A 13,571-nucleotide genomic window follows, 5' to 3' on the forward strand; every position below is an offset into this window, starting at 1 on the left:
TAGTGGGTGTTTTTGTTCTCCTTCCTCTTGTTTGTTGAGTGAATCAGTCCATTATTATCCGTTATCCTCCCCTTAAATAGATTAAGCCTTCACGTTTTTTGTGCCAGACGTTTTACGGACGGTTATCTATGATAAATGTGAATAGCCAGATATAGCTTATAATTTTGATGAAAGATCACATACATTGATGTTGGTTAGAATATAGTTTACTGAACGTATATGAGCAATGAGGAGGATGGGAGCTTGGATATTCATGTGATTTCTCCGGGAGAGTCCTTATATTCAATAGCACAAACCTATGCAGTCGCTTATGAAAACATTGCAGCAGCTAATGAAATAGACGTAAATGCACCATTAGTTGTAGGGCAAACGCTTGTTATTCCAGTATTAGGTAGATATCATGTTTTAAAGCCAGGGGAAAATTTATGGCAATTGAGCGAAAAGCATCAACTTCCTGTCACAGATATTATCCCACTAGGTCAGGTGGTGACAAATCCCTTTGAACATACGGAAGCGAGGGTCTTTATTCCGGACACATATAGGCAAAAGCCAGCAATAGATGTTGGCGCCTATGTAGATTTGAACATTACCGGTGCTGAATCCGCAAATATTGTGCAACGTACAGGACCATATTTAACATTTTTGCAGATTTTCAGTTATGAATTAAATGAGGATGGTACTTTAACACCTATAGACGATCAGCAGCTCATTAATGTGGCATATGAGCAAGAAATCGTGCCCTTAATGGTGATTACAAATATTGAAGATAATGCCTTTAGTACAGAGCTAGCTACGACTGTTCTTCAGAATGAAGCATTGCAAGATAGATTGTTAGATGAGGCGCTGACGATTATGGAAGAAAAAGGGTATTTAGGGTTGGATTTTGATTTAGAATACTTAGGTGCAATTAATCGAGAACAATATAATCAACTGATGCTAAAAGCACGTGATAGACTAGCTGAAAAAGGACTATTTCTTTCCAGTGCTCTTGCCCCCCAAGTGGAACCGGGTATGCCTGGCGTTCTTTATGAAGGACATGATTATGCTTTTCATGGAGAGGTAGCGGACTTTGTTTTTTTAATGACTTATGAGTGGGGCTGGACAGGTGGACCGCCTAGAGCTGTGGCGCCCGTTGATGAAGTCAGGCGGGTTATCGAATATGCTGTTTCCGTTATGCCTAATGATAAAATTATGTTAGGAATACCATTATACGGATATGATTGGACCCTTCCTTTTGAAGAGGGGGTCACACGAGCGAGAGCCATTGATCATCAAGAAGCTATTCGGTTAGCAGCAACTTATAACGCTGCAATTGAATTTGATGAAGAGGCACAATCGCCATTTTTTACGTATGTAGACGAGGAAGGGAATCAACATGAAGTATGGTTTGAAGATGCGAGAACGGTTCAAGCTAAATTTGATTTAGTGAAGGAATTTGGTTTAAAAGGGGTGTATTATTGGGTTTTAGGATGGGATTTTCCACAGAATTGGCTCCTTCTTGAATCTAATTTTGATATTAATAAACGCGTTTAATAGCATATTTCTGGCCGACCAGATGTGTCGGCTTTTTCTTTTGTAAAAGAAAAACAAGATGAGGCAAGGTCGTAAAGCATAGAAGCACATCATAGTTGAGCCTAATTATAAATTTTTTCTTAAAAAAGAAGGTTGTAACTGTAGGATAGAGAATAGGTTTGTTATAATGTTAAATCAGACAAGTATATGTTTTTTAAAATAGAGAGAAATAACAGTCTAAATGGACTGAATAACTAGTCGTTCGTGAGGAGAAAAGCATGCTGATAGAGAGTGAGAAAAAACACCAAAACGTCATTCGTCGTTTCTTTAAGTGGTTAAGGTATCGAGGTTCAAAAACAGCAGCATATGACAAAAAAATAGTGTTAATGATTGTAGGGTTATGGGTTATATCAAGTATATCAATTATAATCGGGGGGCTAGGAACACCGTCCGGATTTGGGATGGTGATAGACTTAGTCGTTTACCTGACTTTACATACAGTTGTATTTTTAACAGTGACCTTTCTAGGCGGTTTTTTACTGAGTCTTTTGTATATACCCCTGCCTCGATTGTTACTTGCTGCATTAGGTTATAGTAGTGCCTTAACGTATTATATTTTATCAGAAGCCAACTTGGGGGCGTTATTCTCAGGGGTTATAACAGCTGTATGGATGGGGGTGGCCTTATGCCTCGGGTTTATATTAGTAGCCATTTTTCATAAAGTCTGGTCGACACCTAAGAAATTAATACTCATAATGTTCCCTTTATCCTATATTTTATTAATTTTCCTTTGGGCGCCAACAATTGACTATGATAGTGTCACACCCACTTTCAGTGAAAAGAGCTATATTACGCCGTTAGCCGTCCCAAATCCGGCAGATCAAGGTGATTATTCTTTTAAGAGCTTTTCATATGGAAATGGTGAGGATAAGCAACGAGATACTTTTAATGAAGATGTAGATATCGTTTCGAATTCAGTGGATGCATCTCAATTTATTAATGAATGGAAAGATTATCGAGAGTTTTTTTGGGGGTTTGATGAAACAGCTTTGCCATTAAACGGTCGGGTATGGATGCCGGAAGGAGAAGGGACCTTTCCCCTAGTTCTTATCGTGCACGGTAACCATAGCATGGAGTATTTTTCTGATTCTGGTTACGGTTATTTAGGAGAACTTCTTGCAAGTAGGGGATACATTGCTGTATCAGTTGATCAAAATTTTTTAAACTATTCAAATTGGACAGGTATTCCTAACGAAGATATGTCATTACGTGCTTGGATATTAATGCAACATTTACTGGAAATTAAGCGGTTTAATGAAACAGTTAATAATCCTTTTTTTGAAAAAGTAGATTTACAGAGAGTATCGCTCATAGGCCATTCACGTGGTGGTCAGGCTGTTGCAATGGTAGCTGATTACGAACGATGGTTTAGTGAAGATGAATCGGTGGAAGGGATGGCGGCGATTGATGTGAAGTCTGTGATTGCAGTCGCACCTACAGATACACAAGTGGATGATATGCGTGCCGAGCCAGCAAATGTCTCATATTTGACTTTACACGGTGCTCGCGATGGCGATGTCCACAACTATCATGGAGATCGGCAATATAGTAGAGTGATGATACCAAATGATTCTGACTTATTTAAAGCAGGGGTGTATATCGCTGAAGCCAATCATAGTCAATTTAACACCGATTGGGGGCGCATGGATATGCGCTTACCAGGGGGACTGTTTTTAAATAGACAGCAACTCATGCCTGCGGCAGAGCAACGAGAAGTGGCAAAGGTGTATATATCAGCTTTTCTTGAAACAACTTTAAATGGGAATGATCAATACAAGCCACTTTTTAAAGATGTTAGATATGGAAGAGAATGGTTACCTAATACGCAATACGTAACAAGGTACGAAGATGCGTCCTTCTATCCTCTTGTTAATTACAATGAAAGTAATAACAAAACAGTTCTCTCACAGTATATCATTGCTGAAGGAATAGGCTTTGAAAGCTGGGAGATTGAATCAGCTGTCAATCGAGCTGGAAATACTAAAAGGTCTAAAGGGATGGTCTTTGAATGGGATGATAATGCTCACTACGTTATGTCGTTAGATGACAGTTTACGAGAGACATTAAGTGAACATGACTTTGAATCAATGATTGTGTCTATGGCTAATATGGATAGAGATTTAGACGAGAATTCACATGATTTCTCTCAAGTGCCTCGTGTAGAAGTGGAATTTATGACGAGCGATGGCATATCGACTCGGGTAGATATGGAACAGTTTAAAAGTATTCAGCCATCAATTTTTACGCAATATACCATTCACCCGTGGTTCGATGAGATTATGCGTGAAGGAAAGTATGAAGAAGCTGTTGAACCCGTTTTTCAAAACTATGAGTTACCGCTTGATGCTTTTTATGAACAAGCCCCAGAATTAAAGCTTGAAGATGTAACAACGATCACACTTTATTTTTCAGAAGGACCAGGAAAGCTGATGATGGATAACATTGGGTTTAATGAATCTGAATAAGTGATAAGGTGATGATTAGGTATTAGTGTAAAACATAATATTAAACATAACGAAAAAGAGGCTTGAAAAAGTCTCTTTTTTTATTTGAGCCTTTTCAATGAGTACTTGTTTGTAAATGAGAAGGTTGTCATAAGGAAGACTCACATTGGTCATGAGAGAGGACTTACTTATAATATGTTTGAGGTTTTTGTAATAATGTCCCTACGATGACTGAAGCTTTTCTTACATTCTACATAAACGATCAAAACTCACTTTCCTCGCCCACCCAAGACTTTAATTAATGTAACGCTTCATTGCCTAAAATAATAAAGCATCCACTAGAAAAATAATGATGATAAGAAGGTGGAGAAAGGCTTTGACTATAGTGCTCGAAATAAAGCCAAGTAATGTTCCGGCAGCAATTCTCCCTGACTGCTTCATAGAGTGATTTTGCATGTATTCTATCAAAAAAACGGCAGTGAACGGTACGATAAAAATACCAAAAGGGGGGATAATAAAGCTACCAACAATAAGCCCGATTGTAGCAACGCGTTTTCCTAATAAAGACGCACCGTACTTGGTGATAAAGTACATGCTTGCTATATAATCAGCGATAAAAATGGCGACTGTGATGACTAAAAGGGAGCTCCACGTCCACGAAGACATTATAAGATCATTAATAAAAAAATGTCCAACGAAAACCCCAATCCAAACGAGTAAAATAGCTGGAATAATGGGATAAAAAAGACCAATGAAACTACCCGAAAATAGTAAAATGATCAATATCCAAGCAAAAAAATCCATTGACTGTCCCCCTTATTATGAGTAATAATAGTTTGCGGAGAAGTTTTTGTTATTTTATAAAAATTTAGAATAATCGTAAAGGGGTGAACAATTCACACACACACTAATTATGATAATATAATATCTCAATTTAATACACAAATAAGAAGCAATATCTTATATTAAATTTTCAACATGAAAAGGTCGAACAATGATAACTAAACGATATCAAATGTCCGTTTTAAAAAAGGGCTGTCGTGAAAGACAGTGAAAATAGAGAGGAGAGCAACATCTATTTAGGGGAATTAACGGATCTAATGTCCTGATTGAAGGGGCGTGTTATGAATGGTCTTTGTATGATGAAAGTGATTTAAAATAATGAATGAATCAAGCTTATACAATATTTACATCATTTTTTTTGATTTGGGAGGTTAGAATTCTTTACAGAATCGTGATACACTTATCAAAATATTTAAAACGTTCATAAGCTTGTTTTAAATAGGAAAGTTTGATAGATTTATTAACCAAGTAGTTTAAGAAAGATTTGAAGTTAAGGAGGAGCGCTATTATGAAACATCCAAGAACGCCATTACCGCAGGGACTGTATCACCCAGATTTTGAACACGAAGCCTGTGGAATTGGTATGATCGCCCATATCGATGGAACGAAATCGCATGATATCGTTCAAAATGCGATTACGATTTTATGTAACTTAGAGCACCGCGGAGGACAATCAGCAGATGTCAGTACCGGTGACGGTGCAGGAATTTTAACGCAAATTCCGCATCGTTTTTTTGAGAAACAGTTTCATAAAGAGGATCTTGAACTCCCTTCTGAAGGTAGTTATGGCTTAGGAATGATTTTCTTTCCTCAGGACCATAAAAGCCGGAAAAAAAGCAGACAAATCTTTGAAAATATTGTAGAGGAAGAGGGCCAGAAAATCCTTGGCTGGCGTACGGTGCCTGTGAACGATTCGTTTGTAGGTAAAGAAGCAAAAAAGACAAAACCGTATATCAGGCAAGTGGTTATTCTCCCTTCGGACAAAGTGAAGGATCAAGATGATTTTGAAAGACGTCTGTATATAATTCGTAAACGGACTGAAATTGAAGTAGCTCGATCCAGTGATACGAATGATTTTTATTTCACTAGCCTCTCTACAAGAACAGTGGTTTATAAAGGGATGTTGATCCCGGAACAATTGGATTCATTTTATATTGATTTAAACCATCCCGACTTTAAAACAGCTATGGCCTTCGTCCATTCACGATTTAGTACAAATACGTTTCCTAGCTGGAAGCGATCACACCCAAACAGGTACACTATTCACAATGGTGAGTTTAATACGATTCGTGGGAATGTTAATTGGATGCGAGCAAGAGAACAACTTTGTCAGTCTGACAATTTCAGTCAAGAAGATTTGGATAAAATCCTTCCTATAATTGACAAAGACGGCAGTGATTCTTCGATGTTTGATAATGCCTTTGAATTTCTACACTTATCCGGACGTTCCCTTGCTCATACGGCGATGATGATGATGCCTGAACCTTGGGCAAATGATCCGACTATTCATCCTGACAAGCGTGCATTTTATGAATATCATAGTACGCTCATGGAACCATGGGATGGACCAGCAGCTGTTGCTTTTACGAATGGAAAGCAAATCGGGGCCTGTCTTGACAGGAACGGACTTCGACCTGCGAGATATTACGTCACGAAAGATGGCTTGATCGTACTAGGTTCTGAAGTAGGAGCGCTTGATATTTTTTCTGATGATGTGTTATACAAAGATCGTCTTAAGCCAGGCAAAATGCTACTAGTCGATTTAGAGCAAGGTAAAATAATCCCTGATGAAGAGATAAAACTCCAAATTGCAAATGAGGAACCATACGCTGAATGGCTTTCAGAGAATCTTATTCGTTTAGATGAACTTCCCCAACAAAAAGAAGTTCAAACGATTACCGATAAAGGTGAACTCGTTAATCATCAACTTGCTTTTGGTTACACAACGGAAGAATTAACGAAAATCATTAAGCCTCTCGTTTCAGGCGGAAAAGACCCAGTAGGCTCAATGGGATATGATTCACCACTTGCTGTATTGTCAAAAAAACCACAGCTTCTATATAATTACTTTAAACAGTTGTTTGCTCAAGTAACGAATCCTCCTATTGATGCTATCCGTGAGGAGTTAATTACTCAAGTGGGAACAACAATCGGTGCTGAAGGAAGTTTAGTGAACGCTAACCCTCAAAGTTGTAGACATATTTGGCTTGATAGTCCAGTGTTGCGGAATGATCAGCTTGAAACACTACGACAACAAGACATGGATGGGTTTATGGCTGTCACGTTGCCTATTTTATTTACGGCAGAAGGTGGCAAAGGGCACTTAAAATCTGCCATGGATAAGCTTTTTAAAGAAGCGGACAAACAGGTTGAGAACGGGGCGACGTTACTCATTCTCTCTGATAGAGGGATTAATACTGAGCTGGCAGCTATTCCATCATTGTTAGCTGTTTCAGGTTTACATCATCATTTAATTCGACAAGGTACGCGTACGAAAGTGAGCTTACTGCTAGAATCGGGTGAAGCGAGAGAAGTGCACCACTTTGCCACTTTGTTAGGCTACGGTGCAGAAGCTATTAATCCGTATTTGGCTTTCGATACGGTTAATCACTTAATTGACATTGATGAATTGGACATGCCTTTAGACGACGCCATTAATCGTTATATAAAAGGCGCAACTGACGGCGTTATTAAAGTGCTTTCTAAGATGGGGATCTCTACGATTCAAAGTTACAGAGGTGCACAAATCTTTGAAGCTGTTGGTATTCAACAAGAGGTGATTGACAGCTATTTCACCCGGACATCATCGAAACTTGGTGGCATTGACCTTGACATGATTGAAAAAGAAACGTTGTTAAGACACGTCGATGGTTTTGGAGAAGATCGAGGCTCAGCTAAGCTACTAGAAGCTGGGGATGACTATCAATATAGAGTAAAAGGGGAAGACCATTCTTACAACCCTGAAACGATCCATTTGCTCCAGCATGCTTGTAGAACGAACAACTATGAGACATTTAAGAAATATTCAAACCTGTTAACAGACGAGAAAAACAACCTTCAATCATTACGTGGCCTTTTATCGTTTAAAAAGCGAACCCCTATCCCAATTGAAGATGTTGAGCCAATTGAGGATATTTGCAAAAGATTTAAAACGGGAGCCATGTCTTATGGGGCTATAAGTCAAGAAGCGCACGAAGCGTTGGCCATCGCGATGAACAGAATAGGAGCTCGAAGTAATAGTGGTGAAGGCGGAGAGGATATCGATCGGTTTACACCAGACGACAATGGCGATTTAAGACGAAGTGCTATTAAGCAAGTGGCATCTGGCCGCTTTGGTGTGAACAGTCATTATCTAGTCAATGCCGATGAAATTCAAATAAAAATGGCCCAAGGAGCAAAGCCCGGAGAAGGTGGCCATCTTCCTGGTAAAAAGGTGTATCCTTGGATTGCAGAAGTGCGTGGATCAACACCAGGAGTAGAGTTGATTTCACCGCCGCCACACCATGATATTTACTCAATTGAAGACTTGGCGGAGCTTATTCATAACTTGAAAAATGCGAACCCACGGGCTCGAATCAGCGTTAAACTCGTGTCAGCTGCTGGTGTAGGTACAATCGCCGCAGGGGTAGCAAAAGGGCGAGCTGATCTCGTGTTAATTAGCGGCTACGAAGGCGGGACAGGTGCAGCACCAAGAACGAGCTTGAAGCATACTGGTCTTCCATGGGAAATAGGGTTAGCAGAAACACATCAAACCCTCCTACTCAATCATTTAAGAGACCGCATCGTTGTAGAAACAGATGGTAAGATGATGAGTGGCCGTGACGTTATTATTGCCACGTTGCTAGGAGCTGAAGAATATGGGTTTTCAACCGCACCTTTAGTTGTTCTGGGCTGTGTCATGATGCGTGTATGTCATCTTGATACCTGTCCTGTGGGGGTAGCGACACAAAACCCAGAGCTACGTAAAAAGTTTCCGGGTAATGCCGATCATGTAGAAAACTTCATGCTATTTATCGCACAAGAAACACGTGAACTGATGGCTGAACTAGGATTCCGTACCTTGAATGAGATGGTGGGACGTACCGACATTTTAGAGACGAATGAGGCTGTGAACCATTGGAAAGCGAAAGGTGTGGACTTATCTGCTCTTTTACATCGACCGGATGTTACTGATAAAGTGACTCGTTTTGCATCTATCGAGCAAGATCATGGTTTAGAGAACTCAATGGACATGCAGGAACTTATTCCTTTCTGTGAAGATGCACTAGAAGATAAAATACCTGTTAAAGGGACCTTTGCGATACGAAATATTAACCGCGTCACGGGTACGATCCTCGGAAGTGAAGTGACACGCCGTTATGGATTAGCAGGATTACCTGAAGATACTATTCGCCTCACGTTTAAAGGTTCTGCCGGCCAAAGCTTTGGTGCTTTTATTCCACAAGGAATGTCATTAAAACTTGTAGGGGATGCCAATGACTACGTTGGAAAAGGGCTATCTGGTGGAAAAATTATCGTTCGACCATCGAGAAAGCGGACCTTTAAACCAGAGGAAAACGTCGTAGCAGGAAATGTATGTTTTTATGGTGCTACTAGCGGTGAGGCCTATATAAATGGTATTGCCGGTGAACGTTTCTGCGTACGAAATAGTGGCGCTAAAGTAGTGGTTGAAGGTGTAGGAGACCATGCATGTGAATATATGACAGGTGGTGAAGTCATTGTTATTGGCCCAACAGGCCGTAACTTTGCAGCAGGGATGTCTGGAGGGGTTGCTTATGTCCTTGATGAGAGTGAAGAGTCTTTTGCTTCTCGGTGTAACGATGAATTAGTTCACTTGGAATCACTTCTTGACCATGACGAAATTAATAAACTATATCACACACTTAAAACTCATATTGAGCATACGTACAGTGATCATGCAAAGTATATCTTGAAAAATTGGGAAGAGATGGTTCCGAAGTTTGTGAAAATCATTCCTAAAGATTATCGTCAAGTACAAAACCGAATTCAACAGCTCATGCAAGAGGGAAAAGAACGGCATGAAGCAGAAATGACTGCCTTTGAAGAAAGTAAAATTGCTGTCGAAGCATTGAAATAAAAAGGAGGGTATCTGCTATGGGAAAACCGACTGGCTTTATGGAATATCAACGACAGTCTTATCACGAACGACACCCTTCTGAACGGACGAAGGATTGGGAAGATTATACAAAACCGATGTCAGAGGAAGAGTTAAAAAAACAAGGGGCTCGCTGCATGGATTGCGGCGTCCCGACCTGTCATCATGGGATGGAAATAGACGGTGCCACGACTGGTTGTCCTGTCTATCATTTAATCCCTGAATGGAATGACCTTGTTTATCGTGGTCAATGGAAAGAAGCGTTGAAAAAAGAACATGAAATGAACAATTTTCCTGAGTTTACTGGTATGGCTTGTCCAGCACCGTGTGAAGGAGCCTGTGTGCTAGGTATTAATGAACCTCCAGTTGCTATTAGAACTGTCGAACGTTCTATTATTGAAAAAGGTTTTGAAGAAGGCTGGGTAGTCCCTGAACCGCCTGAGAAGCGAACAGGAAAAAAAGTAGCGGTCGTTGGTTCAGGGCCAGCTGGATTAGCAGCAGCAGCTCAATTAAATAAAGCTGGACACTCGGTGACGGTTTATGAGCGTCACGATCGCATCGGTGGTTTGTTAACTTACGGTATCCCTGAAATGAAATTACCTTATGATGTGGTGATGCGCCGTGTGGATATTCTTGAAAAAGAAGGCATCGAATTCGTGACTAATACAGAAGTAGGCAAAGATATAACGGCTGAGGAGTTAGATGACAATTTTGATGCGACTATCCTATGCGGAGGGGCAACCGTACATCGAAATATTCCAGCTGAAGGGCGTGACCTTAAAGGGATCCATTATGCCATGGATTTTCTCCACGCTAATACGAAAAGTTTATTAGATTCAAACCACGAAGATGGTAACTACATTTCAGCAGCTGATAAAAATGTAATTGTCATCGGTGGGGGAGATACAGGGACAGATTGTCTTGCCACATCACTGAGACATGGCTGTAAAAGCTTAACTCAGTTTGATATTTACAATAAAAAAGGCACAGCTAGAGACGAAAGCAATAATCCGTGGCCCCAATGGCCGGTTATCCACCGTATTGAGTACGGTCAAAAAGAGGCAGAAGCTGTTTTTGGTAAAGATCCTCGTGCTTACGCCGTCATGACGACAAAATTTGTCGGTGATGAAAATGGGCATGTTAAAGAAGTTCATACTATAGATGTAGAAACAGTTTTCGATAAAAATGGGCGGAAGATTCGCAATAAAATACCTGGCAGTGAAAAAGTATGGCCAGCAGATCTCGTCCTTTTAGCAATCGGTTTTGCTGGACCGGAGCAAGACTTAATTAACCAGTTAGGTGTGGAAACAGAGGCACGCTCTACTGTTAAAGCAGACTATGATCACTATGCGACGAATGTAGAAGGTGTGTTTGCAGCTGGTGATATGAGACGGGGGCAAAGCTTGATCGTCTGGGCAATTAATGAAGGCCGTGGAGCTGCGCGAGAATGTGACCGTTATCTCATGGGGACGACAAATTTACCATAATAAAAGACAACTAACAAAAGCCGGACTTTAAGTACATCCTTAAGTCCGGCTTTTTCTTATCCGTGTAGGGAAATAGTCAATTAGTGATCTGAAACCTTGTTAACTTGGCTTTCAAGGGAGATTGGTTTATCTGTTCGATCGTCAATTTTAATCGTCGTTACCACACGTTTTGCCTCGTTTTCAATTTCATTTAGATGAATCACTTGAGCCACATCCATTAATTTATCCAATTCTCCTTCAATAATAGTAGAAGTAGGGGTCACCTGATATTTCAAATTATTTTGTTCTATAATTGAAACGGCCTTTTCTACGTCATGACTAAAGCTTTCAGTGGCAGTACCTACAGGAACAACGCTAATTTCAAGCAATGGCATGTATTATTTCCTCCTTTGAAGAATTATTTTATAAGGTGTAGTTAATCTATTTCCATAACAGAAGATTTTTAAACACGTTTAAATTTAAACTCATGATCAGTACATAAAAGAGACGTCTATACAAAAAGGGTAAGTCGTTTTAAGTGAATGAACTTCAAAATTCATCATGACCGTGACCTTCACTTCAGACGAGCGTTTTTCGAAAGTTTGTCTTCAGCTAACATTTACTCGGTAAACCTTCGCAAACGGGATCTTTGGACAGCGTTTCATCTTTAGGAAGTTGCCGTCTTACATTGCACGTTTTATCACAGATAAGCGACCTAAAACGCCCTGCTCAAAATAGATAATAAAAGCTGTTTAAGGGGAGCTATCGGCTTCTAAAGTCCTGAGTTGACTCAACTAGGATAAAATCATGTAGAAAAAATCATAGACGACTAGCTCTTCTATTTTTGCTGACCTATGGTTTGTAATTTTTTCATTAAAAATGGTGTCTTTCTGAGGATGAATAAACTTATTTTACTTTGAGTGTGAAAGCTAGGATTAATCGTGACGAGTCCTTTTTGGATTAATTGCTGAATTTCAGGTGTTAATCGAGGCACGATACAAATATGATCCTTATTTGACAGACGGATTAGTGACCAAAGTGTTTGCTTTTCATGACGAGGTAACGTTTGAATGGAGAGTAAGAGAGCCCTTTCTTTTTCTGGTAAATCTTCAGCACGTATTTTCACAATTATCTACCTCTGTCCTGTGACATGATGGTCTAATAAGTATAAACGATTGAGTTGATAGAATGCATATGTTAATGATTAAGAAGACATGCCTTCTCATTAAAAGTGAGGAGACTTCAAAAAAAGAGAGACCTGTCAACGCTTAAGTAGACAGATCTCTTTCTTTTAAATGAAGAAAGGAAAATAAAAACCTCCGATTCCATAAAAGGGGAACCTACGACGTCTAAAGCGACGGAATCGCCACGGGACACCGTACCATGGACCATAGCCAAAACCGTAAGGAGTAAACGTACCAAAGCCTCCTATCCCCGTACCAAATTGCCGTGAACCATCTGGAAAGTGATGATCTTCTTCAAATGGTGTAAGTAACGTGACGCCTTCATTGTCTACGTCTTCTATAACGCCTTCATGTAGCGATCCGTCCATCATCTGAATTTGGACAAAATATAAATGATAATGCTGACACATATCTTTCATATCTTGTTGGTGAGGATGAGTATGAGTATGACGATCTTCCTCCACTGCATAAGTCTCCGTCTGTTCCTGTTTGTCTTGTGAATGGGCTGACATAAATAAATTCCTCCTTTTCTCACTAATGTATGCATACGCCCAATTAAAGGTGTAAATATAATTTCATTAAAATGTATAAAACCCTTCATTTTCCAAAAGACTAATGGTTAAAAATGGAGGTGTTTAAAATGGGATTGTTAAATGCGTTATTACTATGGCAGGAAACACGCCATGAGAAAAAAATGATGAAAATGAAAGATGAAGGCTTATGTCCGGCATGTCATGGAAAAGGCTATAACTTGCCGATCAGTGAATTTTATATCTCGCCTGATTACTTTCATTGTGATGCGTGCGAAGGCAGTGGCACATACACTGATTGGGAACACTCGCCTTACTACAATTGACAGTGTTGCCCATCATAATTTAACAAAAGAGGTCCTATTTGAACATATGTAACCTTAGATTATGACCAAAGTCATCATTCTCACCTCAAA

General features: G+C 39.8%; 9 protein-coding genes. 5 read left to right on the forward strand and 4 right to left on the reverse strand.

All coding sequences use genetic code 11. The features are described 5' to 3' along the window. Positions 1–243: 243 nt before the first annotated feature. On the forward strand, positions 244–1,533 hold the full coding sequence (locus BK581_RS00100) for a glycosyl hydrolase family 18 protein (RefSeq protein ID WP_078575980.1): 1,290 nt from the start codon (positions 244–246) through the stop codon (positions 1,531–1,533). Between the two features lie 257 nt (positions 1,534–1,790). Then, positions 1,791–4,037, forward strand: coding sequence for an alpha/beta hydrolase family protein (locus tag BK581_RS00105; RefSeq protein WP_078575981.1), 2,247 nt, complete (start codon positions 1,791–1,793; stop codon positions 4,035–4,037). Between the two features lie 297 nt (positions 4,038–4,334). Here the strand turns inward: BK581_RS00105 and BK581_RS00110 are convergent, their stop codons facing one another. Beyond that, a complete protein-coding gene (locus BK581_RS00110; RefSeq protein ID WP_078575983.1) occupies positions 4,335–4,820 on the reverse strand; it encodes a DUF456 domain-containing protein in 486 nt (161 codons plus the stop codon). Positions 4,821–5,367: 547 nt separating this feature from the next. Here BK581_RS00110 and gltB point away from each other — a divergent pair. Continuing rightward, on the forward strand, positions 5,368–9,957 hold the full coding sequence (gltB, locus tag BK581_RS00115) for a glutamate synthase large subunit (RefSeq protein ID WP_078575985.1): 4,590 nt from the start codon (positions 5,368–5,370) through the stop codon (positions 9,955–9,957). A 17-nt stretch (positions 9,958–9,974) separates the two neighbouring features. Next, the gene (locus tag BK581_RS00120) at positions 9,975–11,462 is read left to right on the forward strand and encodes a glutamate synthase subunit beta (RefSeq protein ID WP_078575986.1); all 1,488 of its coding nucleotides are present in this window, start codon (positions 9,975–9,977) and stop codon (positions 11,460–11,462) included. Positions 11,463–11,542: 80 nt separating this feature from the next. On the opposite strand, the gene BK581_RS00125 is transcribed toward BK581_RS00120, so the two are convergent. From BK581_RS00125 to BK581_RS00135, 3 genes are all read right to left on the reverse strand, one after another. After that, complete coding sequence (locus tag BK581_RS00125) at positions 11,543–11,836, reverse strand: MTH1187 family thiamine-binding protein (RefSeq protein WP_078575988.1); 294 nt, start codon at positions 11,834–11,836, stop codon at positions 11,543–11,545. Between the two features lie 443 nt (positions 11,837–12,279). Then, positions 12,280–12,567 (reverse strand): hypothetical protein, encoded by a 288-nt coding sequence (locus tag BK581_RS00130; RefSeq protein WP_078575989.1) that lies wholly within the window; start codon positions 12,565–12,567, stop codon positions 12,280–12,282. 165 nt (positions 12,568–12,732) lie between these two features. Further along, positions 12,733–13,137, reverse strand: coding sequence for a hypothetical protein (locus BK581_RS00135; RefSeq protein ID WP_095995511.1), 405 nt, complete (start codon positions 13,135–13,137; stop codon positions 12,733–12,735). A gap of 128 nt (positions 13,138–13,265) precedes the next feature. On the opposite strand from BK581_RS00135, the gene BK581_RS00140 reads away from it, so the two are divergent. Then, positions 13,266–13,481, forward strand: a complete 216-nt coding sequence (locus BK581_RS00140) for a hypothetical protein (RefSeq protein ID WP_078575991.1) — start codon at positions 13,266–13,268, stop codon at positions 13,479–13,481. Positions 13,482–13,571 lie beyond the last annotated feature (90 nt).

The sequence above is a fragment of the Salipaludibacillus agaradhaerens genome (genome assembly GCF_002019735.1).
Lineage (GTDB): Bacteria > Bacillota > Bacilli > Bacillales > Salisediminibacteriaceae > Salipaludibacillus > Salipaludibacillus agaradhaerens.

Excerpts from the sequence above, each read along its gene's own strand:
- BK581_RS00105 (WP_078575981.1), top strand. The coding sequence starts at position 1,791 with ATGCTGATAGAGAGTGAGAAAAAACACCAAAACGTCATTCGTCGTTTC.
- BK581_RS00110 (WP_078575983.1), bottom strand. The coding sequence starts at position 4,820 with ATGGATTTTTTTGCTTGGATATTGATCATTTTACTATTTTCGGGTAGT.
- gltB (WP_078575985.1), top strand. The coding sequence starts at position 5,368 with ATGAAACATCCAAGAACGCCATTACCGCAGGGACTGTATCACCCAGAT.
- BK581_RS00120 (WP_078575986.1), top strand. The coding sequence starts at position 9,975 with ATGGGAAAACCGACTGGCTTTATGGAATATCAACGACAGTCTTATCAC.
- BK581_RS00125 (WP_078575988.1), bottom strand. The coding sequence starts at position 11,836 with ATGCCATTGCTTGAAATTAGCGTTGTTCCTGTAGGTACTGCCACTGAA.
- BK581_RS00135 (WP_095995511.1), bottom strand. The coding sequence starts at position 13,137 with ATGTCAGCCCATTCACAAGACAAACAGGAACAGACGGAGACTTATGCA.
- BK581_RS00140 (WP_078575991.1), top strand. The coding sequence starts at position 13,266 with ATGGGATTGTTAAATGCGTTATTACTATGGCAGGAAACACGCCATGAG.